Raw genomic sequence first — 20,145 nt, 5'->3', positions numbered from 1 at the left:
CATGAAAATTATTAATATTGGAGTTTTAGCTCATGTTGATGCAGGAAAAACTACCTTAACAGAAAGCTTATTATATAACAGTGGAGCGATTACAGAATTAGGAAGCGTGGACAAAGGTACAACGAGGACGGATAATACGCTTTTAGAACGTCAGAGAGGAATTACAATTCAGACAGGAATAACCTCTTTTCAGTGGGAAAATACGAAGGTGAACATCATAGACACGCCAGGACATATGGATTTCTTAGCAGAAGTATATCGTTCATTATCAGTTTTAGATGGGGCAATTCTACTGATTTCTGCAAAAGATGGCGTACAAGCACAAACTCGTATATTATTTCATGCACTTAGGAAAATGGGGATTCCCACAATCTTTTTTATCAATAAGATTGACCAAAATGGAATTGATTTATCAACGGTTTATCAGGATATTAAAGAGAAACTTTCTGCCGAAATTGTAATCAAACAGAAGGTAGAACTGTATCCTAATATGTGTGTGACGAACTTTACCGAATCTGAACAATGGGATACGGTAATAGAGGGAAACGATGACCTTTTAGAGAAATATATGTCCGGTAAATCATTAGAAGCATTGGAACTCGAACAAGAGGAAAGCATAAGATTTCAGAATTGTTCTCTGTTCCCTCTTTATCATGGAAGTGCAAAAAGTAATATAGGGATTGATAACCTTATAGAAGTTATTACTAATAAATTTTATTCATCAACACATCGAGGTCCGTCTGAACTTTGCGGAAAAGTTTTCAAAATTGAGTATTCGGAAAAAAGACAGCGTCTTGCATATATACGTCTTTATAGTGGCGTACTGCATTTGCGAGATTCGGTTAGAATATCGGAAAAGGAAAAAATAAAAATTACAGAAATGTATACTTCAATAAATGGTGAATTATGTAAAATTGATAAGGCTTATTCCGGGGAAATTGTTATTTTGCAGAATGAGTTTTTGAAGTTAAATAGTGTTCTTGGAGATACAAAGCTATTGCCACAGAGAGAGAGAATTGAAAATCCCCTCCCTCTGCTGCAAACGACTGTTGAACCGAGCAAACCTCAACAAAGGGAAATGTTACTTGATGCACTTTTAGAAATCTCCGACAGTGACCCGCTTCTGCGATATTATGTGGATTCTGCGACACATGAAATCATACTTTCTTTCTTAGGGAAAGTACAAATGGAAGTGACTTGTGCTCTGCTGCAAGAAAAGTATCATGTGGAGATAGAAATAAAAGAGCCTACAGTCATTTATATGGAAAGACCGTTAAAAAAAGCAGAGTATACCATTCACATCGAAGTTCCACCGAATCCTTTCTGGGCTTCCATTGGTCTATCTGTAGCACAGCTTCCATTAGGGAGCGGAGTACAGTATGAGAGCTCGGTTTCTCTTGGATACTTAAATCAATCGTTTCAAAATGCAGTTATGGAGGGGATACGCTATGGCTGTGAACAAGGATTGTATGGTTGGAATGTGACGGACTGTAAAATCTGTTTTAAGTATGGCTTATACTATAGCCCTGTTAGTACCCCAGCAGATTTTCGGATGCTTGCTCCTATTGTATTGGAACAAGTCTTAAAAAAAGCTGGAACAGAATTGTTAGAGCCATATCTTAGTTTTAAAATTTATGCGCCACAGGAATATCTTTCACGAGCATACACCGATGCTCCTAAATATTGTGCGAACATCGTAGACACTCAATTGAAAAATAATGAGGTCATTCTTAGTGGAGAAATCCCTGCTCGGTGTATTCAAGAATATCGTAGTGATTTAACTTTCTTTACAAATGGACGTAGTGTTTGTTTAACAGAGTTAAAAGGGTACCATGTTACTACCGGTGAACCTGTTTGCCAGCCCCGTCGTCCAAATAGTCGGATAGATAAAGTACGATATATGTTCAATAAAATAACTTAGTGTATTTTATGTTGTTATATAAATATGGTTTCTTGTTAAATAAGATGAAATATTCTTTAATAAAGATTTGAATTAAAGTGTAAAGGAGGAGATAGTTATTATAAACTACAAGTGGATATTGTGTCCTGTATGTGGAAATAAAACACGATTAAAGATAAGGGAAGATACTGAATTAAAAAAATTCCCCCTCTATTGTCCGAAATGCAGACAAGAAAATTTAATTGAAATAAAGCAGTTCAAAGTAACTGTGATTACAGAGCCAGACGCAAAGACGCAGAGCCGATAAAATGAGATTAATACAATCTCATTTTATCGGCTCTTTCCGTTATGTATGGATTCTTTTAATTAGTCTTCGATGTTTCTTGCTTCGTTGATACCGCTGGCTAAAGATTCCATTAAGGATAGTTCTTTGTCTGTAAAGCTATCCATGTATTTCTCTATCTGTAATCGTCGGGTGCTTTTTACCAAGTTATTAGCAGGTAAGAAAAATTCATCAACGGAAACATGAAGTAACGATACAAGGTCATAAAGAACTTGTATGCTGGGGTGTTGCCCCTTATTTTCAATATTAGTTAAGTAACGTGGGTCAATTTCAATCAATGCTCCCACTTGTTCACGAGTTAAACCTCGTTTCAATCGAGCTTCTTTAATGGCTAAACCAAAGGCTCTAAAATCATATTTATCTTCTTTTTTACGCATAGTAGACCACCTCTATACATTTTACTGTTCCTATTGAATTAGAAACAGGTATAGAAAAACATGTTATATAGTTTATAGGTTCATATTTAATAAAAAGCACTACTAAACGCCAATAAAAAAAACCGTTATATGGTAGTGCTATTTATGCTGTTAAAATATTGTATCTTACTTCCAAATGGCGGTTTGTTGGAGGTCAAAGTCGCCATGAAGTATATCACATACAATCAAGTTCCCCACATTGAGTATTTATCAAAAAAAGTCGTCTATCTGCAATAGATAAGTACGTCCACCAATGTGGTTTTATAAATCATATAGATAGAAAAATAAAAGCATGTAAACAGAGAAATCAATCTGTTTGTGTGCTTTTTTGGTTATTCAGAACTTTTTTACAAAGTTTATTCATCAGTAATGCAACAAATCCCCCTTTCACATTGGGACTAAGAGTGAAAGGAGATAAAAGAGCAAGGCTCACTTCCTTTCCTAGACAGAAAGGGGGTGAGAAACATGAAACCATCTTTTTTTCAGACCACAATAGAAAATCAGTTTGACTATATCTGTAAACGTGCTATGGAAGACGAGCGAAAGAATTATCTGCTTTATCTTTCAAGGATCGCAAAGCGTGAAGTGTCCTTTTCTGATGTTGGCGATTATCTTGTTAGCCAGTTTGCGACAACAGATAACTATTCAACTGACTTTCAGATTTTTACACTCAATGGAATATCAGTTGGTGTTGAAAATGATTTATTGAGTGAAGCATTACGTGAGTTGCCAGACAAGAAACGTGAAATTCTACTGCTGTTTTACTTTATGGACATGAGCGATTCAGAAATTGCAGACCTGTTGAAATTGAACCGTTCTACTGTCTATCGGCATAGAACCAGTGGACTAGCCTTAATCAAAAAGTTTATGGAGGAATTTGAAGAATGAAAACACAATATCCTATGATTCCCTTTCCTCTCATTGTAAAGGCAACAGATGGCGATACAGAAGCGATTAACCAGATTCTACATCATTACAGAGGGTACATAACGAAACGTTCCCTACGACTTATGAAAGATGAATATGGCAATCAAAGTATGGTCGTTGATGAAGTCTTACGTGGAAGAATGGAAACCAGACTGATTACAAAGATTCTGTCATTTGAAATTAAGTAATAACCTCTCTCTTTTCGTGGAAGCGTGCCATACTATTCCACGCTTCCCGAACAGGGAGGTTTGTTATTCCATCAAAGCATATTGAGCTTTCAATGTGTTTTGATAGGCTAACGAGCCATTGTTCTTTGAAAACTGAATAAAAGTAATTGAATACGTTTCGATAAGAAAAGAGCCAACGGAGCTAACCGCCATGACCTATCTTCTAAAGATAGCGAGCGTTTCAGTTAGTGTTCCGAAAAACAATCTTTAGCAGGATTGCCAGCGACGACTTTCTTATCGTGATAATGATACTCCCATACAGTCAATAGTCCGAGCGTTAAAAGCGTCGCAGGCAATGAGTATGGCTACATGAGAACCATGCAGGGGTGGAACTCCCGTGAGCTTTGCTAAAGCTGTTCGATTGCTGGTAAAACAACTTTTATGAAATCCAAATAAGTGATTTGGAAAGGAGGATTTTATGAAGCAGACTGACATTCCTATTTGGGAACGTTATACCCTAACCATTGAAGAAGCGTCAAAATATTTTCGTATTGGCGAAAACAAGCTACGACGCTTGGCAGAGGAAAATAAAAATGCAAATTGGCTGATTATGAATGGCAATCGTATTCAGATTAAACGAAAACAATTTGAAAAAATTATAGATACATTGGACGCAATCTAGCGTCGCCAAAGGGTCTTGTATATGATAAAATAGTATTAAGTCGTATCAAGGCTCTTTCCATAAAGGAAAGGAGCAAATGCCATGTCAGAAAAAAGACGTGACAATAAAGGTCGAATCTTAAAGACTGGAGAGAGCCAACGAAAAGATGGAAGATACTTATACAAATATATAGATTCATTTGGAGAACCGCAATTTGTTTACTCGTGGAAACTTGTGGCTACAGACCGAGTACCAGCAGGAAAGCGTGATTGTATCTCACTTAGAGAGAAAATCGCAGAGTTACAGAAAGACATTCATGATGGTATTGATGTTGTAGGAAAGAAAATGACACTCTGCCAGCTTTACGCAAAACAGAACGCTCAAAGACCAAAGGTTAGAAAAAACACTGAAACTGGACGCAAATATCTTATGGATATTTTGAAGAAAGACAAGTTAGGTGTAAGAAGTATTGACAGTATTAAGCCATCAGACGCTAAAGAATGGGCTATTAGAATGAGTGAAAATGGTTATGCTTATCAAACCATCAATAACTACAAACGTTCTTTAAAGGCTTCATTCTATATTGCTATACAAGATGATTGTGTTCGGAAGAATCCATTTGACTTTCAACTGAAAGCAGTTCTTGATGATGATACTGTCCCTAAGACCGTACTAACAGAAGAACAGGAAGAAAAACTGTTAGCCTTTGCAAAAGCTGATAAAACCTACAGCAAAAATTATGATGAAATTCTGATACTCTTAAAAACAGGTCTTCGTATTTCAGAGTTTGGTGGTTTGACACTTCCAGATTTAGATTTTGAGAATCGTCTTGTCAATATAGACCATCAGCTATTGAGAGATACTGAAATTGGGTACTACATTGAAACACCAAAGACCAAAAGTGGCGAACGTCAAGTTCCTATGGTTGAAGAAGCCTATCAAGCATTTAAGCGAGTGTTAGCGAATCGAAAGAATGATAAGCGTGTTGAGATTGATGGATATAGTGATTTCCTCTTTCTTAATAGAAAGAACTATCCAAAAGTGGCAAGTGATTACAACGGCATGATGAAAGGTCTTGTTAAGAAATACAATAAGTATAACGAGGATAAATTGCCACACATCACTCCACATAGTTTGCGACATACATTCTGTACCAACTATGCAAATGCAGGAATGAATCCAAAGGCATTACAGTACATTATGGGACATGCTAATATAGCCATGACGCTGAACTATTACGCACATGCAACATTCGATTCTGCAATGGCAGAAATGAAACGCTTGAATAAAGAGAAGCAACAGGAGCGTCTTGTTGCTTAGTAGTACAAATGAATTTACTACTTATTTACCACTTCTGACAGCTAAGACATGAGGAAATATGCAAAGAAACGTGAAGTATCTTCCTACAGTAAAAATACTCGAAAGCACATAGAATAAGGCTTTACGAGCATTTAAGAAAATATAAAAAGATAATTAGAAATTTATACTTTGTTTAAAATTAAAAATATAATCTTTCGACTTGAATTTGATTCTGTATTCACGCCCTCAATAGACGGTAAAATAAGAAAATTGTTTATATATTGTCTCCGTAGTGTTATTATACGAAATAAAAGATTTTAGGAAAAGTCGTTATAGCATGCTATACCTATTCTTTGTGGTATAATTGCAAGAGGTTTAATCCGATAATTTATAAAGAGAGAAAGACATTCATGAGAGATTTATTATCTAAAAAAAGTCATAGGCAATTAGAATTATTAGAATTATTATTTGAGCATAAACGATGGTTTCATCGTTCTGAACTAGCAGAGTTACTAAATTGTACAGAACGTGCAGTCAAAGATGATCTATCCCATGTTAAATCTGCTTTTCCTGACTTGATTTTTCATTCTTCTACTAATGGTATACGCATTATTAATACCGATGATAGCGATATTGAAATGGTTTACCATCATTTCTTTAAGCATTCAACTCATTTTTCAATTTTAGAATTTATCTTCTTTAATGAAGGATGTGATGCTGATAGTATTTGCAAAGAGTTTTATATCAGTTCATCTTCGCTCTATCGTATTATTAGCCAAATCAATAAAGTGATTAAAAAGCAATTTCAATTTGAAATCAGTCTGACCCCTGTTCAAATCATTGGAAATGAGAGAGACATTCGTTACTTTTTTGCACAATATTTTTCAGAAAAATATTATTTCCTAGAATGGCCATTTGAAAATTTTTCAGTAGAACCCCTATCTCAATTGTTAGAATTGGTTTATAAGGAAACAAGCTTTCCAATGAATTTGTCAACTCATAGAATGCTAAAGTTGCTCCTAGTAACCAATCTATATCGAATAAAGTTTGGTCATTTTATGGAAGTAGATAAAGATTCTTTTAACGACCAAAGTTTGAATGCTTTGATGCAGGCAGAAGGAATAGAAGGTGTTGCTCAGAGTTTTGAATCAGAATACAATCTCTCTTTAGATGAAGAAGTGGTTTGCCAATTATTTGCGTCTTACTTTCAAAAAATGTTTTTCATAGATGAAAACCTCTTTTTGAAAAGTGTAAAAAGGGATAGTTATGTTGGGAAATCTTACCATCTATTGAGTGACTTTATTGATCAGATTTCAGTCAAGTATCAGATTGAGATTGAGAATAAGGATAGTCTGATTTGGCATCTGCATAATACCGCACATCTGTATCGTCAAGAGTTGTCCACTGAGTTTATTTTATTTGATCAAAAAGGGAATACAATCAGGAATTTTCAAAATATTTTTCCTAAATTTGTTTCAGATGTAAAAAAAGAGCTTTCTCATTATTTAGAGACTCTTGAGGTTTGTTCTAGTTCAATGATGGTAAATCATCTATCTTATACCTTCATCACTCATACCAAACATTTGGTGCTTAATCTACTACAAAATCAGCCAAAGCTGAAGGTTCTGGTTATGAGTAATTTTGATCAGTATCATGCAAAATCCGTTGCAGAGACACTTTCTTATTATTGCAGCAACAATTTTGAACTTGAAGTTTGGACTGAATTAGAATTATCAAAGGAATCTTTAGAAGAATCGCCTTATGATATCATCATTTCTAATTTTATTATTCCTCCGATTGAGAATAAGAGACTCATCTATTCAAATAATATAAACACGGTCTCACTCATATCTTTGTTAAATGCCATGATGTTTATTCGATTAGACTAGTGATTGAAAGAAGACTCCATCCATGTCTATGGTAGATTTCCTATAGATAGGTGGAGTCTTTTTGAATGATAAAAAAGCTTCATATGATTTATCATCAGAATTGAAAAATACTCATTAAATAGAATCATATGAAACAGTTCATTTTTATCATTAGCAGAGTTACTAGTTCCATTCATTTGTATGCTAGTCAATGACGAAGAGGTCCTCATTACTTGTAACCTCGATGACATAGTAGGCTAGGCCTGACAAGCTTTGCTGACGTTTGGTTAGACCTTTTCCTAACCACTCATCCATTGCCAAGTGATGTATTGATTTTTAGTTGTAAGATATGACATTGTGTTTTCCTTTTTATTTCTTAAAGCTGAGGATTGTTTTTCCACGTGAGCGACCATTAGCGACCTTGTCTAATGCGCTATTTACCTCTTCAAATGGATAAACTGTATCGATAGAGGGTTTGATTTCTAATTTACTAAAGAGGTCAGCTACCTCTTGTAATTGAGCACCATTGCTTTCTACAAAGATAAAATGGTATTGGACATCATATTTTTTCGCCATTTTATCAAATTTGCGACCTGCTAAGCCAAGAATCATCTGTTTCCATTTTGGTAGATTCATGCGTTTGGCAAAGGCACCGTTTGGCATGGCACGAAGGGAAACAAGCTGACCACCTTTTTTCATGATAGACATTTGTTTTTCAGTTTCAGCCCCACCAAGTGTATCGAGGACATAATCAACCTGGCTAACAGTTTTTGTATAATCCTCTGTTTTGTAATCGATAAATCTATCTGCTCCTAGTTTCAGAACACGCTCAGCACTATCTCCAGCTCCATTGGTGATGACCTTCAAACCTTTGGCCTTGGCAATTGGAATGGCCATTCCACCGACACCACCAGTCCCACCAGAAATAAAGATCGTTTTCCCAGCTTGAGCGCCCATGAGATCAAGAGCCTGCATGATAGTCAAGGCAGTAAGTGGAACAGCAGCAGCTTCCTCATCTGATAGATAGTCTGGAACCTGGGCTAAGGCTTGGCTATCGACAGCTACGTATTCTGCAAAGGCGCCGATATGATCAAGTGGCAGACGGCCAAAGACACGATCTCCTACCTGAAAGTTGTTAACTTTCTTGCCAATGCTTTCAACGATTCCAACCACTTCGTTACCTGCAGTTTGAGGAAGTTTGTAAGGAACAATCATCTTGACTTCACCACGAGAGATCATGTTATCGAGAGGATTAACCCCAGCTGCGGTGACTTTGATTAAAACTTCTTTGTCTGTGATACTTGGTTTAGCGATTTCTGTTATGTTCAGTGTGATATTATTTTTGTTATAAGTAGTGTGTTGTGCGGCTTTCATTGTCTTCTCTTTTCTTTTTTAATGCGACTGAGTATACTTGTATCTAATACAAGTATATGTTGTTTCAGGTAAAAACTGATTTGTTATCAAATCAGTTTCGGACTTGTTTGGCTTGTTTATATAGATTGTCAATGACATCTTCTAAAGTTTGATTTGCTAATTCCTTCTCTAATTGAGATTCGGCACTAGCGAAAAGCGGTGAAACTGCTCCTTGGATATGTTTTCCAACGGGACAATCGGGATTACTATTTTGATGAACAGGGAATAAACTAATGTGTTTGATTTCTTGAGTAGCATAGTAGATCTCTAGTAAAGTCATTTTCTTTGGAGACTTACTGAGTTGATAGCCTGTTTTTCCTTGCTGGGAATGAATCAAATCTGCATTTTTCAACAAGGCAATCACTTTTCGAATGTAACTAGCGTTAGTCCCAACACTAATAGCTAGTGCTTGAGAACTTAAGGTTTCCTTGCTTTCACTAATCATTGTTAAGATATGCAAAGCAACTGAGAATTTTGTATCCATCTGAACTCCTCTTTCAACAAACTTGTATCAGGTACAAGAACAAGTATAACATAAATTAAAAGAAAAGCAAGACTTTTGTTTTAAATTTTAAAAAATTTTAAGTGCAATCAGATTAAATATGTTTGGAAAGAGTGTTCACAAAATTATATCTTTAATATTCATTGGTAGAACAAAAGTAGAACAGATACGCAAAAAAGCCTTATTACAAGGCTTTTCCTGTTGTATTTAGATGCCCCCTACAGAAATTATAGGAGATATGTTGCTTAGATGTTCTTGATTTTCTGGTGTTTTGTAACGTTTAAATGAGTTTTTTGAGTTTGTTGATGTTGCGTTTCACGGCAATTGCACGACTCATTACTTGAAAAAGAATTTAAAATATAGTATAGTATAGTTAATTATAGATTAACACTTGGAGGAACTGATGAAGAATAATGAAAGATTAGGTATTAAATTAAGTAGAGATAGCGTTTTAGGATTGAGGGAAGTTAGAAGGCTTTATTTAGGCAGTTCAGATATCCCAGTTCCTGATAGTTATGTTATTGAAGTTGCTTATAAAGAGATATCAAATGAAATTGATATTATTGATTGGGTGGAGTTGAATAACTCAAAAATCAAGATAAGTGAAATTAGTGAAAGCGTGGATATGAATGCTACTAGCTTGAGAACGACTTTGACTTTAGATACGTTAGTATATGCTGGTATGAGAGATATACAGTTGAAGCTAAGAGAGCTTACAAAAGGGAGAGTATTCTTTTCATTTGTAGTGAAGTTAGTTTTGTTTGCTTCTATTTTAAAGAAAAAAGGTTTGCTAGAAAAATTTCAAAAAAAGTGTTAATCAAGTATTGACACTTTATCTGGATTTCGGTATAATATGCTTAGAAAGGAATCTTTCTAAATTTTTTTCGTCCTTATGTGTTAATCAAAGACGAATACAAAACATATTTTTTTACTCCAAAAAGTGTTAATCAATGATGTATTTGTTAGAGAGGTAGATAAATGGAATTGAGAGCACCACCAGTTATAACAGTATAAAACGTATAATAAAAATATTTTAACTTGAATTATAGAAAAGGAGAAACAAACTATGAAACAAAAACAACCGATTGTTTCTAGAACGAAACAACATACATTTGAAGAGCTTATTCAAGCCCAAAAGCTAGAAAGATTGGCAAAGTTGGCGCCTGATTTGGTTGGGAGGTATGGTTTTACTGCTAGCTGTGCGTCTTCATTTGCGAACTTGATTAAAGAAGCGTATAGGGGTAAAAATCTGAACGTAGTCTATGCGAGTCGAATGTTGGCTCTCTGGAATATCGCTTGCAGTTGTTATCATAAGGCTGATGGGTATTCTTTAGCAGATGTGCTTTTTAGTGATAAAAAAATTTTTCTAGAATCTTTTTATTATCACGATAATACATCAGATATCATCACTATTGATATGATAGAAGACGTTCGTCAAAACTGTTCAATGTTAAGCACTTTTGCTACTTCTGATAGTATTTCTGTTATTGAGTTTGAGATGGAGGAAGAATCCGACTTGTATTATTTTATTAAAGCAACATTAGGTTCTTCTTTTAGTCGCATGCACTATTCAGTATTAGTCAAGGCTCTTGCTGGTGCACTTACAAAGAATATATAAATGTATATTGTGATGGGGAGGTTCTCCTCCCTATTACATAGTGAGAAATGGAGGTTTTCTTTTATGAGTAACAATATTTATAAATATTTATTCTATATATCATTCTTGGGGTTCGCCGGTCTATTGTACTATGCATTAATTTTAATGAATGTCTTTTCTCCATTGTACGAAGGGACGGCAATCTTGTTATCTTATGTTATTATCATATTTCTTCTCGTATGCGTAGACATGGCTGCTACACCATTAGAGAATAACAAAGAGGAGAATAAAAATGATAAAGAAATATAGATTTTGCTTTCTTGGTTTTTTCGTCTTTGCTCTCTTATCTGTTTATAGCCCTACAGGCTTTGGGTCAGCCCTTAGTGTGATGTTCTCAATTTTAGCATTTCTTTTCTTTGCTACATTTTTTTACTATTTTATTAGAGTTAAATTAATTTCGCTTTCTCTTATTATCAAGGATATAAGAAATAAGATGAGGTAAAAATGTTAAAAGTTAAACAAACGGCTTCTTTGTCTGAGAATTACTTTGTTAATACATCTACATTAAGGAGTTTTCACTGGTTTACTATAGGATTTTTGAGCATATTGTCCCTTTCTAGTAGTATTCTTTTTAAGGGATGGTTTCTCCAAATGATTACATTATCTGTTGGATTGATTATAATTTTGTACATTGAAAGAAAAATCAAGGGATGGGCTCAGCAGATTGAACCGCTGTTAATTGTCAGAGAAAATCTTCTATTTATGCTTCGCAGAAATTCCTTTCTTTTTACAGCAACAAAAGATGGCGCTATTCTTCGTTCAGCTAAATTTAATTACCAATTGAATGATGTTTCAATTGTAATCCATGCATTGAAATCTGGGGATGAATTCACGAAAGAGATGGACAATTTAGACGTTCTCCTAAGCAGTGCTCTAGGGATAAGCTTATCGTCTAAAGAAGTTTATCCGACTCATGTTGAATATGTTTTTGTATATAGACAACCTGAGCGTTTACATGTTACCTCACTCCCTCTTGAAGATGATAGCTTGAAAATTAAAATCTATGATGATTTTGTTATCGATTTGAGAAAAAACTTTTCCATGCTTATATCGGGGGCCTCAGGTAGTGGTAAATCATTCCTTACATATTATTACTTGACTCGTTTCATATCTCAGACCGTAAATGGGAAACATGCAAAAATATATGTGATTGACCCAAAGATGTCAGATATTTATAAATTATGCAAACTTTCTGGTCTTCCAGTAGAAAATTATGGAACAACTAATGAGGATGCCTTTAGAATTTTGCGTCAGTATATCAAGGAGCTAGATAGACGTATGCTAATCTACAATCAAAGTGACTTGTTCGATAGTATTGGCATAGACTTAGGCTTTCCTCCTTTACTTTTACTGATAGAGGAGTATTCATCGTTAGTGGCTTCTATGGATAGTAAGGCTAAAAAAGATTTTGAAAATATGGTTGCTATCGTTGCTCAAAAAGCAAGGTCTTTATCTATGGGGGTCTGCATTGTTATGCAACAACCCCGTTCCGATAGCCTTTCAACAAATATTCGTGAACAATTGGTCAATGCTATTTTCCTTGGAGGAAGCCCCAGTAGGGAAAGTAGCCAGATGATGTTTGGCACAACAGATGTGCCGAAAGTTCAAAAAGGCAAAGGGGTGGGACTTTACTCTATAGAGCGAGAGCCTCCTAAGGAATTCCATTCCCCGATGTTTGATAGAGATGTATTTGAGACAATATTTTCAGTTTGGGAATGTGCTTCTAAAGATTATGCTAAAGATTATATGAAGGATGAAGATGTATGAGAATTTTAAGCGTTTTGAAGATGAATAGAATTTTTCTATTCATTTTCGAAATGCCATTGTGCAGCCGGCGGACAACAAGGCCGGTCAGACAGACGTCTGAATAAACGTATTTTATGTCCAATACTGATTGACATTAAAAGCTGTATATTATTTAAAATAAGGAAGGTTCTTAACTATGAAAGAAACTGTTGTTGTACTAGCTATATCAAATAAGCAAGAGAAAGAAAAGGGATGGTTGAAAATTGCCACAATTACGAATTCGTGGAGTGACCTAGGTATGCATTTCGATAAATCCAAATTTGGAGCTGTCTTTTCTGCTCCAGGCCTTTATGAGGTTGAAGTCGTTAATAATGCTTCATTTGGTCAAAATGCCCAATATGAGGTAACTCAAGCTAGAAAGATTGGGACTTTTGAAGAATTGATTGAAATGGCAAAAATTAAATAATTTATATTTTAGGGTAAGACTGGGCCTGCCAGCTTTGCTGGCAAGTGGAGCGTGGTCAGTGGAACGGCAGTCTTGCCCTAAAATTTAAGTGTATAGAATGTTTCAACTTTGTGTTTTTTGAAGGAGAAATTTCATGGATAAACAAGTTTTTAATCGGGCTCCCTCTAACAGCCCGATAACGATACATCAAATGTCTAATAAGAGTTACTCTAAATTTCAAGAGGAAGTATCTCTGAAGTATGGGTTTATCGGTCTGAAATTGGATAAGCTAAGTTTGACCGCTGAAGTTAGCGAGGAATTTCATTCTGAGATTCTTAGTGGGAACTTTACTTTATATGATTATTTTGGTGTAGTTGAGCCGAATTTAAATAGGAATGGTGAACTAGCTAGTTATAAAGGGCAATTCTTTAATGATGAAAAAGAGAATTGGTATATCGAGTATACCCCCGTTGCGTCGATTAAGATGAATAAAAGACCTTTAAAGATTGAATTTACTCCTTCAAAAGTTTCAAAAAAGAATTTTTTAATTGTTTTTCATAGAATGTTTCCGTACATGTCTAACATTGCAATATCTACTTTTCATTTAGCCTATGATTTTGAGCGAGATTTATCTGCTTTACGTGTAAATTGGCCAAAAGTAATGTATCGTCCTATTTATAAGGGTATGAAACTTGAGACTATGGATTTTGGTGCTCCTAAAGGTAATTATCATTTAACTGCTTATAACAAACTTAAAGAACGTATGGATAGTGGAGATATGGCAGAAATAGAAATTTATCAGCAATATGATAATCTATGGAGGATTGAGTATAAATTCTACAATGAAGGCAACATAAAAAAAGAATTAAAAAATGGATTACCATTCTTAGCTAAAATTCCAGTGTATATTGAAAATTTCAAAGGCTTAGAATTTAATAATTTAGGAGTTAATGAGAAGATTTATCTTTTCGCTCTTCGTAATAAGCCTGAATTATTTGCAGAATCTGATAAACGAACGGTAGCTAAGTATAAAAAACTTGCCGAAAGTATCTCTGAAGTTAATTTGAATGTCTTTTTTCAAAATGCTTTAGATTTTGTTGAAATCTTTAATCAAGAGCCTTGTCTGATAAATTTTTTTGAGTTTATGAATTCTATGTTACAAGGCGATATTCCAAAGTTAACAATAAACCAAGAATAATGATAGGGGAACGGTATGAAAGATACGATTTCTAATAAGGATTTGATTTCCATGGGCTATAGACCATCAACAGCAAATGCTATTATCCATCAAGCGAGGGATATTCTTGTCTCCAGAGGATATACATTTTACGAACGTAAACGATTAATGGTAGTCCCTAAATCCATTGTAAAAGAGTTGTTGGGAATGGAATTGTGAAATGGCTTATATCGAGTATAAACAGCGTGGGAAGAAAAGGCTTTGGTCGTTCTCTATACGTGAGAGGAGCAAGAGCCTACTCCATAAAAGCGGATTTAAAACAAAAAGAGAAGCTAAAATAGAAGCTGAGAAGGTGCTTCATAAGATAAACACAGGAAGTGTTTTACGCTTTAATATGACTTTACCAGAACTTTACCAAGAATGGCTTGATTTAAAAATTTTTCCTAGCAGTAGAAGTGAAGTCACAAAAAAGAAATATCTCATGAGAAAAAATGTTATTAAAAGGCTATTTGGCGATAAACCTGTATCACAAATTAAGCCTAGTGAATACCAAAGAATTATGAATAAGTATGGGCAAACAGTTAGTAGAAATTTTCTGGGTAGATTGAATTCTGGAATTCGTGCAAGTATACAGATGGCTATTGCTGATAAGGTGGTAATAGAAGATTTTACTGCTTATGTAGATTTATTTTCATCTAAGAGTGGACAAAAGGTTGAAGAAAAGTATTTACATACTGAATCTGACTATCAAAAAGTCTTAGTGTATTTGAAAAATAAGTTTGATTATCAGAAATCTATTGTACCGTATGTGATTTATTTTCTTTTTAAAACTGGCATGCGTTTTTCTGAGTTGATAGCTTTGACTTGGAATGATGTTGATGAAGTTGGAGAGCAAGTTAAAACTTATCGTCGCTACAATACCGCTATTCATAAGTTTACTCCACCAAAAAACAATACTTCAATAAGATTAGTTCCCATTACTTCAGATATGCTTTCCTTGTTAAAAACATTGAAAATATTACAACTAAAAACAAATAAAGAATTAAACATTGACAATAAAAATAATTTGATTTTTCAGCATTTTGGCTATGCCTACGATGTTCCAGATATTGCAACAGTCAATAAGGCTATAAAAGTAATGTTGAAGGAATTGCAAATTTCTCCATTGATTACTACTAAAGGAGCTAGACACACTTATGGTAGTTATTTATGGCATAATAATATTGATTTGGGAGTTATTGCGAAAATTTTAGGACACAAAGATATCTCTATGCTGGTTGAAGTTTATGGTCACACATTGGAGGAAAAAATTAGTGAGGAATTTATGGCTGTGAAAAGTTTGTTGTAAAAACACGGCAAATTGCACGACAATTTTTAAAAGGAAAGCAAAAAAAGCCCTATATTATAAGACTTTTCCTGTTGTATTTAGATGCCCCCTACAGGGATCGAACCTGTGACCCACGGATTAAGAGTCCGCTGCTCTGCCAGCTGAGCTAAGGAGGCAAAGAAAAAAGCTGTATTGGTGCCGAAACTTCACGGTTTGTATTGAACCCGCGCAATTAAGCAGGTGGGCAACTCGCTCTAACTGAAGCTGTTTCCGTGTGAGACGGCCTACATGCTGTTAGAAGACTTTTGTTTCCCTAATAATACAAAAAATAGTCGGTCAACACTTAAGTGTGAAGTCGTACACCACAGCGTTTCTATGTTTATATAATACCACTTTTTCAAAAAAAATCAAGAGGAAAGTGCAATTTTTTGAAAAGGATTTCAGATTTTTCGCAAACGGTCGATAGCTTCCTTTCTTTGAGCCAAAGCCCGTTCATATTTACCAGTATCTTCTGCTTGGAAATAGTGATGATTGCGAATTTTTTCTGGCAGATAGTCCTGTTTAATCCAATTTCCAGGATAGTTGTGTGGATAGAGATAGTCTTGGGCATTCCCCAGTTCCTTGCTTCCACTGTAGTGCCCATCACGCAGGTGTCGCGGAATAGGCAAGTGCCCTGATGTTTTGAGGTCGGCAAGAGCCTTGTCTATAGCCATATAGGCTGAGTTGGATTTTGGAGAAAGGGCCAAATCAATCACGACATTGGCAATGAGAATGCGGGCTTCTGGGAACCCAATCTTCTGGGCAGCATCAAGAGCAGTCACGGTGTGAATCTGGGCTTCAGGATTGGCCAAACCGATATCTTCATAGGCGATAACAGTCAAGCGACGAGCGAGACTAGGCAAATCACCAGCCTCAATCAAGCGTGCTGCGTAGTGGAGACTGGCATCTACATCCGAACCTCGTATGGACTTTTGCAGGGCTGAGAGTACGTCGTAATGTCCATCCCCATCCTTGTCCATGGTAATGTAGCTCCGCTGCAGGCTATTTTCCATGATGTCTAGAGTGATATGGCGTATGCCCTCGTCATTCTCAGGGGTAGAGAGAACTGCCAAATCCAGTGAGTTAAAGGCAGAACGAAGGTCTCCGTTTGTAGAGGTCGCAATGAAATCCAGCGCATCCTCATCTAGTTCTACTGGAAAATCAAAACCACGTTCAGGGTTATTTAGAGCTATCTGAAGAGCCTCTTTGACGTCTTGGTTAGACAGAGGTTCCAACTCAAAAATTTGAACACGGCTACGAATGGCAGGAGTGACAGAAAAGAAAGGATTTTCAGTCGTTGCTCCAATCATGATGACCAGTCCACTTTCCAAGAGTGGAAGAAGAAAGTCTTGCTTGGTCTTGTCTAGACGATGAATCTCGTCTAGTAATAGGATGAGACCACCAGAGAATTTCGCCTCTTCCGCAATTTCTTGCAGTCGCTTTTTACTATCAACTGTCGCATTGAAAGTTCGAAAGGCATACTTGGTCGTCCCAGCGATGGCAGAGGCAATACTGGTTTTGCCGATTCCAGGAGGTCCATAAAGAATCATGGAAGACAGACGGTTGGCTTCCACCATGCGGCGGATGATTTTTCCTTGTCCGACCAGATGTTCCTGACCGATGACCTGATCGATGGTTTTAGGGCGCATGCGAAGCGCGAGATTGTCTGGCATAGCAGTCCTTTCTAACGTGGATTTTCTGATGTATATGTGGTAAGATGGTAGTATCTATTTTAGCATATTTCCGAGCAATCGGGGCGATTTAAGAGTCGCATAGAAAGAGGACAAAATGGCAACATACGGATTTTTAGATGTTTTAGAGGAAGAGTTGGAGAAGAATTTTCCCTTTGACTTTGAGATTAGTTGGGACAAGCGCAACCACGCGGTTGAAGTGAGTTTTTTGTTAGAAGCGCAAAACTCTGCAGGCGTGGAGATGGTGGATGAAGATGGAGAGGTTTCATCAGAAGATATCCTCTTTGAAGAAGCGGTGCTTTTTTACAATCCTGCCAAGTCAACAGTCAATGAGGAAGACTATTTGACGGTTATCCCTTACCTGCCTAAAAAAGGTTTTTCTCGTGAATTTTTAGCTTATTTTACGCTATTCCTTAAAGATACTGCCGAGGTTGGACTGGATGCCCTTATGGACTTTTTGGAAGACCCAGAAGCAGAAGAATTTATCATGGAATGGAACCAAGAAGTCTTTGAAGAAGGAAAAGTTGGTTTGGAAGAGGGAAAATTTTATCCTTATCCAAGATACTAGGGATTATTGGGAGAGTTTATGAAAAAAATTGTGACGTATTTGATTCAGACAGTGTCTGTTCTTGTGATGATGCTAGCTTTTTCTTGTGGAACCATCGCATTTGCAGAGTTGGGGTATTCCGCAGTTTTAGTCTTTACTTTTGGTTATGCCTTCGCTCTTCTAAGCATGTATGTAATCTTTATTCTTCATGAGCTTGGTCATGCATTTTGTGGTTATCTGACAGGCTATCGGCTGGTGGCTTTTGGATTAGGAAACTTTCTTTTAACCAAAAAGTCAGGAAGGCTTCATCTTAGTCGAACAGCAGTTATAAAAAATGTTGGTGCTCAGTATATTGGTTTAAAAGAGAATGAAAGTGATCAAAGAATCATCTTGATGCTTTCAGGAGGCTTGATAGTTCACCTTTGCTTGATATTATTGGCAACACTTTTTGGTTTTTTGACAACAAACTGGTATTTTGCAGGCACTTGGATTTTTCTTAATTTGTCTTTCTTCCTAAATAACATTTTGCCAGTCGGCATCACCGATGGCGCAAAAATTTGGGAATTGCTACAACACCCTGAAAATACGAAATACGCCTACCTGATGTTGAGGCATTCTGCCCAGACCTTGCTAGCTCCTCAAGAATATGATTTAAAAGACTTTATCATGTCTGTTGATGAGGAGGTGAGAGGGAGTTTTGCAGAAAGTGTTCAGACTCTTCAGGGGGTGGTATTCATATTGGATGATAATATAGAACTTGCAAAGCAACAGTTTCAGTCTGTGTTAGAGAAAACAGATAATCCAATGTCTAAAACTATTTCTCAATTATACCTTCTTCAAATTGCTCTGATGGAAGGAGATAATAAGAAAGCGGAAGAATATGCAAGTATTCGAGGAGTCAAATCCTTTTTATCTATAAAAACAGCAGATATGCAGGTCATTCAAGCTTGGTATCAATTTAAGGTAAAGAAAGATGTGGTTCAAACTCACAAGGCAATGACGATTGCTAGACATAAAATGAATAGTAGCCGGATGTTACGGGATGAGAAAAAATATTATGAAAACTGGTTAGCCGAGCTGGAAAAGGAATTAACCGAAGGAGTCTAATATGGAAATAGAGATTTCTGATTTTACAGGCTGCAAGATTGCTTTATTTTGTGGGGATAAGCTTCTGACTATCTTACGAGATGATAAGACAAGCATTCCCTGGCCCAATATGTGGGAACTGCCCGGCGGTGGGCGAGAGGAGGATGAAAGTCCGTTTGAGTGCGTGGCGCGTGAAGTTTATGAAGAACTGGGAATTCATCTGACTGAGGATTGTCTGCTTTGGAGTGAGGTTTATCCAAGTATGCTTTTTGCGGATAAACAATCTGTATTTCTAGTCGGCAAGTTAACGCAAGAACAGTTTGACCAGATTGTATTTGGAGATGAAGGGCAAGCCTATAAACTGATTAACATTGAGGAATTTTTGACATCCAGTCAAGTTGTGCCTCAGTTGCAAGAGAGATTAAAAGATTATTTAAAAGTAAGTGATTAGAAAGGATGGTTCAGTTAAATTTCTAAACTGAACCCGCCCTAAACACTGTGCCAAAAAGATAAGACAAAGGTTGTTGTCATAGATACAAAAAAGATAGCTACTCATTCTATATATGCAAAAGACTATATGAATGCAAAACAAAAATTAAAAAATAAGCATGTACACTTATCAAAGGTGATGGAAAGTCGTTTAAGTAAAATTTTTTCATCAAAAGAAACTAAATTTTTATGTATCAGTCAACTAAATGACTTAATTGGGCAACATATGTAAATTCAGTAAATTTTGCCAAATTTCAAGTTCAAGTTAGCCATGAAGAATAAATTCTCTGGGTGATTTGTAGTTCAAGCATTTTTTAGAATAGTTATTAATCCAATTTTCGATGAATGCGACTTCTTTGGGAGTCGTTTTCTTAGTTCTCTTAGGTAACCATCTACGAATGAGCCTGTTGTGATTCTCATTAGTTCCCCTTTCCCAAGAGGCATA

Annotated in this window: 21 protein-coding genes, 1 tRNA gene and 3 pseudogenes; 17 read left to right on the top strand and 8 right to left on the bottom strand. The window is 36.0% G+C overall.

Annotated features, from left to right (window positions below):
- The first annotated feature begins 1 nt into the window (after position 1).
- Both tet(M) and HT732_RS07860 read left to right on the top strand, forming a co-directional pair.
- A complete protein-coding gene (gene tet(M) / locus HT732_RS07865) occupies positions 2–1,921 on the top strand; it encodes a tetracycline resistance ribosomal protection protein Tet(M) (RefSeq protein ID WP_173254545.1) in 1,920 nt (639 codons plus the stop codon).
- A gap of 118 nt (positions 1,922–2,039) precedes the next feature.
- A complete protein-coding gene (locus HT732_RS07860) occupies positions 2,040–2,207 on the top strand; it encodes a cysteine-rich KTR domain-containing protein (protein ID WP_000336323.1) in 168 nt (55 codons plus the stop codon).
- A gap of 59 nt (positions 2,208–2,266) precedes the next feature.
- Here the strand turns inward: HT732_RS07860 and HT732_RS07855 are convergent, their stop codons facing one another.
- A complete protein-coding gene (locus tag HT732_RS07855) occupies positions 2,267–2,620 on the bottom strand; it encodes a helix-turn-helix transcriptional regulator (protein ID WP_001227347.1) in 354 nt (117 codons plus the stop codon).
- A 504-nt stretch (positions 2,621–3,124) separates the two neighbouring features.
- On the opposite strand from HT732_RS07855, the gene HT732_RS07850 reads away from it, so the two are divergent.
- Together HT732_RS07850 and HT732_RS07845 are read left to right on the top strand one after the other, a co-directional pair.
- Positions 3,125–3,547 (top strand): sigma-70 family RNA polymerase sigma factor, encoded by a 423-nt coding sequence (locus HT732_RS07850; RefSeq protein ID WP_000804599.1) that lies wholly within the window; start codon positions 3,125–3,127, stop codon positions 3,545–3,547.
- Positions 3,544–3,774 (top strand): helix-turn-helix domain-containing protein, encoded by a 231-nt coding sequence (locus tag HT732_RS07845; RefSeq protein ID WP_000857133.1) that lies wholly within the window; start codon positions 3,544–3,546, stop codon positions 3,772–3,774. The genes HT732_RS07850 and HT732_RS07845 overlap by 4 nt, the downstream gene beginning before the upstream one ends.
- Positions 3,775–3,998: 224 nt before the next feature.
- On the opposite strand, the pseudogene HT732_RS10410 reads toward HT732_RS07845, so the two are convergent.
- A pseudogene (locus HT732_RS10410) lies at positions 3,999–4,248 on the bottom strand (hypothetical protein).
- Between HT732_RS10410 and HT732_RS07840 the strand changes: the two are divergent.
- From HT732_RS07840 to mgaSpn, 3 genes are all read left to right on the top strand, one after another.
- Positions 4,232–4,435 carry an excisionase gene (locus HT732_RS07840; protein WP_000814511.1) on the top strand — a complete coding sequence of 68 codons (204 nt, stop codon included), beginning with the start codon at positions 4,232–4,234 and terminating at the stop codon, positions 4,433–4,435. The pseudogene HT732_RS10410 and the gene HT732_RS07840 sit on opposite strands and share 17 nt — an antisense overlap.
- 81 nt (positions 4,436–4,516) lie before the next feature.
- Positions 4,517–5,734 (top strand): tyrosine-type recombinase/integrase, encoded by a 1,218-nt coding sequence (locus HT732_RS07835; protein ID WP_001291561.1) that lies wholly within the window; start codon positions 4,517–4,519, stop codon positions 5,732–5,734.
- A gap of 389 nt (positions 5,735–6,123) precedes the next feature.
- Positions 6,124–7,602 carry a virulence factor transcriptional regulator MgaSpn gene (mgaSpn, locus tag HT732_RS07830; RefSeq protein ID WP_173254544.1) on the top strand — a complete coding sequence of 493 codons (1,479 nt, stop codon included), beginning with the start codon at positions 6,124–6,126 and terminating at the stop codon, positions 7,600–7,602.
- 198 nt (positions 7,603–7,800) lie between these two features.
- Here mgaSpn and HT732_RS10405 read toward each other — a convergent pair.
- The 3 genes and pseudogenes from HT732_RS10405 to HT732_RS07820 all read right to left on the bottom strand — a co-directional run.
- A pseudogene (locus tag HT732_RS10405) lies at positions 7,801–7,908 on the bottom strand (VOC family protein); the annotation flags it as partial.
- 42 nt (positions 7,909–7,950) lie between these two features.
- On the bottom strand, positions 7,951–8,955 hold the full coding sequence (locus tag HT732_RS07825; protein ID WP_173254543.1) for an NADP-dependent oxidoreductase: 1,005 nt from the start codon (positions 8,953–8,955) through the stop codon (positions 7,951–7,953).
- Positions 8,956–9,046: 91 nt separating this feature from the next.
- A complete protein-coding gene (locus tag HT732_RS07820; RefSeq protein WP_173254542.1) occupies positions 9,047–9,478 on the bottom strand; it encodes an Rrf2 family transcriptional regulator in 432 nt (143 codons plus the stop codon).
- A 421-nt stretch (positions 9,479–9,899) separates the two neighbouring features.
- On the opposite strand from HT732_RS07820, the gene HT732_RS07815 reads away from it, so the two are divergent.
- The 7 genes from HT732_RS07815 to HT732_RS07785 all read left to right on the top strand — a co-directional run bounded on the left by HT732_RS07815 (position 9,900) and on the right by HT732_RS07785 (position 15,869).
- On the top strand, positions 9,900–10,313 hold the full coding sequence (locus HT732_RS07815) for a hypothetical protein (RefSeq protein WP_173254541.1): 414 nt from the start codon (positions 9,900–9,902) through the stop codon (positions 10,311–10,313).
- A gap of 249 nt (positions 10,314–10,562) precedes the next feature.
- Entirely contained in the window at positions 10,563–11,114 is a 552-nt protein-coding gene (locus tag HT732_RS07810) for a hypothetical protein (protein WP_173254540.1), read from the top strand.
- 483 nt (positions 11,115–11,597) lie between these two features.
- Positions 11,598–12,920: an FtsK/SpoIIIE domain-containing protein gene (locus tag HT732_RS07805; protein ID WP_173254539.1), complete on the top strand. Its 1,323-nt coding sequence runs from the start codon at positions 11,598–11,600 to the stop codon at positions 12,918–12,920.
- A gap of 175 nt (positions 12,921–13,095) precedes the next feature.
- Positions 13,096–13,365 carry a hypothetical protein gene (locus tag HT732_RS07800; protein ID WP_033606240.1) on the top strand — a complete coding sequence of 90 codons (270 nt, stop codon included), beginning with the start codon at positions 13,096–13,098 and terminating at the stop codon, positions 13,363–13,365.
- A 133-nt stretch (positions 13,366–13,498) separates the two neighbouring features.
- On the top strand, positions 13,499–14,542 hold the full coding sequence (locus HT732_RS07795; RefSeq protein ID WP_050147988.1) for a replication initiation protein: 1,044 nt from the start codon (positions 13,499–13,501) through the stop codon (positions 14,540–14,542).
- Positions 14,543–14,557: 15 nt separating this feature from the next.
- Positions 14,558–14,740, top strand: a complete 183-nt coding sequence (locus tag HT732_RS07790; protein ID WP_050147987.1) for a DUF3173 domain-containing protein — start codon at positions 14,558–14,560, stop codon at positions 14,738–14,740.
- Between the two features lies 1 nt (position 14,741).
- Positions 14,742–15,869 (top strand): site-specific integrase, encoded by a 1,128-nt coding sequence (locus HT732_RS07785; RefSeq protein ID WP_173254538.1) that lies wholly within the window; start codon positions 14,742–14,744, stop codon positions 15,867–15,869.
- A gap of 82 nt (positions 15,870–15,951) precedes the next feature.
- Here HT732_RS07785 and HT732_RS07780 read toward each other — a convergent pair.
- Positions 15,952–16,024, bottom strand: a tRNA-Lys gene (locus HT732_RS07780).
- 264 nt (positions 16,025–16,288) lie between these two features.
- Entirely contained in the window at positions 16,289–17,560 is a 1,272-nt protein-coding gene (locus tag HT732_RS07775) for a replication-associated recombination protein A (protein ID WP_173254537.1), read from the bottom strand.
- 115 nt (positions 17,561–17,675) lie between these two features.
- Between HT732_RS07775 and HT732_RS07770 the strand changes: the two genes are divergently transcribed.
- Genes HT732_RS07770 through HT732_RS07760 form a run of 3 tightly spaced genes read left to right on the top strand, consistent with a single transcriptional unit; the run spans position 17,676 to position 19,662 of the window.
- The gene (locus tag HT732_RS07770; protein ID WP_173254536.1) at positions 17,676–18,146 is read left to right on the top strand and encodes a DUF3013 family protein; all 471 of its coding nucleotides are present in this window, start codon (positions 17,676–17,678) and stop codon (positions 18,144–18,146) included.
- A gap of 18 nt (positions 18,147–18,164) precedes the next feature.
- On the top strand, positions 18,165–19,232 hold the full coding sequence (locus HT732_RS07765) for a M50 family metallopeptidase (RefSeq protein ID WP_173254535.1): 1,068 nt from the start codon (positions 18,165–18,167) through the stop codon (positions 19,230–19,232).
- Position 19,233: 1 nt separating this feature from the next.
- A complete protein-coding gene (locus HT732_RS07760) occupies positions 19,234–19,662 on the top strand; it encodes an NUDIX hydrolase (RefSeq protein WP_173254534.1) in 429 nt (142 codons plus the stop codon).
- A gap of 303 nt (positions 19,663–19,965) precedes the next feature.
- Here the strand turns inward: HT732_RS07760 and HT732_RS07755 are convergent.
- Positions 19,966–20,145, bottom strand: a pseudogene (locus tag HT732_RS07755) (IS30 family transposase); the annotation flags it as partial.

Origin of the sequence: Streptococcus sp. 5346, assembly GCF_013277455.1 — a bacterium.
In the GTDB taxonomy this organism is placed as follows: Bacteria; Bacillota; Bacilli; order Lactobacillales; family Streptococcaceae; genus Streptococcus.
This window is presented reverse-complemented; position numbering and strand designations above follow the sequence as displayed.

Coding starts and splice junctions, on each gene's coding strand:
- HT732_RS07765 (WP_173254535.1), top strand. CDS start 18,165: ATGAAAAAAATTGTGACGTATTTGATTCAGACAGTGTCTGTTCTTGTG.
- HT732_RS07790 (WP_050147987.1), top strand. CDS start 14,558: ATGAAAGATACGATTTCTAATAAGGATTTGATTTCCATGGGCTATAGA.
- HT732_RS07800 (WP_033606240.1), top strand. CDS start 13,096: ATGAAAGAAACTGTTGTTGTACTAGCTATATCAAATAAGCAAGAGAAA.
- HT732_RS07760 (WP_173254534.1), top strand. CDS start 19,234: ATGGAAATAGAGATTTCTGATTTTACAGGCTGCAAGATTGCTTTATTT.
- HT732_RS07855 (WP_001227347.1), bottom strand. CDS start 2,620: ATGCGTAAAAAAGAAGATAAATATGATTTTAGAGCCTTTGGTTTAGCC.
- HT732_RS07840 (WP_000814511.1), top strand. CDS start 4,232: ATGAAGCAGACTGACATTCCTATTTGGGAACGTTATACCCTAACCATT.
- HT732_RS07815 (WP_173254541.1), top strand. CDS start 9,900: ATGAAGAATAATGAAAGATTAGGTATTAAATTAAGTAGAGATAGCGTT.
- HT732_RS07775 (WP_173254537.1), bottom strand. CDS start 17,560: ATGCCAGACAATCTCGCGCTTCGCATGCGCCCTAAAACCATCGATCAG.
- HT732_RS07820 (WP_173254542.1), bottom strand. CDS start 9,478: ATGGATACAAAATTCTCAGTTGCTTTGCATATCTTAACAATGATTAGT.
- HT732_RS07825 (WP_173254543.1), bottom strand. CDS start 8,955: ATGAAAGCCGCACAACACACTACTTATAACAAAAATAATATCACACTG.
- HT732_RS07835 (WP_001291561.1), top strand. CDS start 4,517: ATGTCAGAAAAAAGACGTGACAATAAAGGTCGAATCTTAAAGACTGGA.
- mgaSpn (WP_173254544.1), top strand. CDS start 6,124: ATGAGAGATTTATTATCTAAAAAAAGTCATAGGCAATTAGAATTATTA.
- HT732_RS07795 (WP_050147988.1), top strand. CDS start 13,499: ATGGATAAACAAGTTTTTAATCGGGCTCCCTCTAACAGCCCGATAACG.
- HT732_RS07810 (WP_173254540.1), top strand. CDS start 10,563: ATGAAACAAAAACAACCGATTGTTTCTAGAACGAAACAACATACATTT.
- HT732_RS07770 (WP_173254536.1), top strand. CDS start 17,676: ATGGCAACATACGGATTTTTAGATGTTTTAGAGGAAGAGTTGGAGAAG.
- HT732_RS07845 (WP_000857133.1), top strand. CDS start 3,544: ATGAAAACACAATATCCTATGATTCCCTTTCCTCTCATTGTAAAGGCA.
- HT732_RS07850 (WP_000804599.1), top strand. CDS start 3,125: ATGAAACCATCTTTTTTTCAGACCACAATAGAAAATCAGTTTGACTAT.
- HT732_RS07785 (WP_173254538.1), top strand. CDS start 14,742: ATGGCTTATATCGAGTATAAACAGCGTGGGAAGAAAAGGCTTTGGTCG.
- HT732_RS07805 (WP_173254539.1), top strand. CDS start 11,598: ATGTTAAAAGTTAAACAAACGGCTTCTTTGTCTGAGAATTACTTTGTT.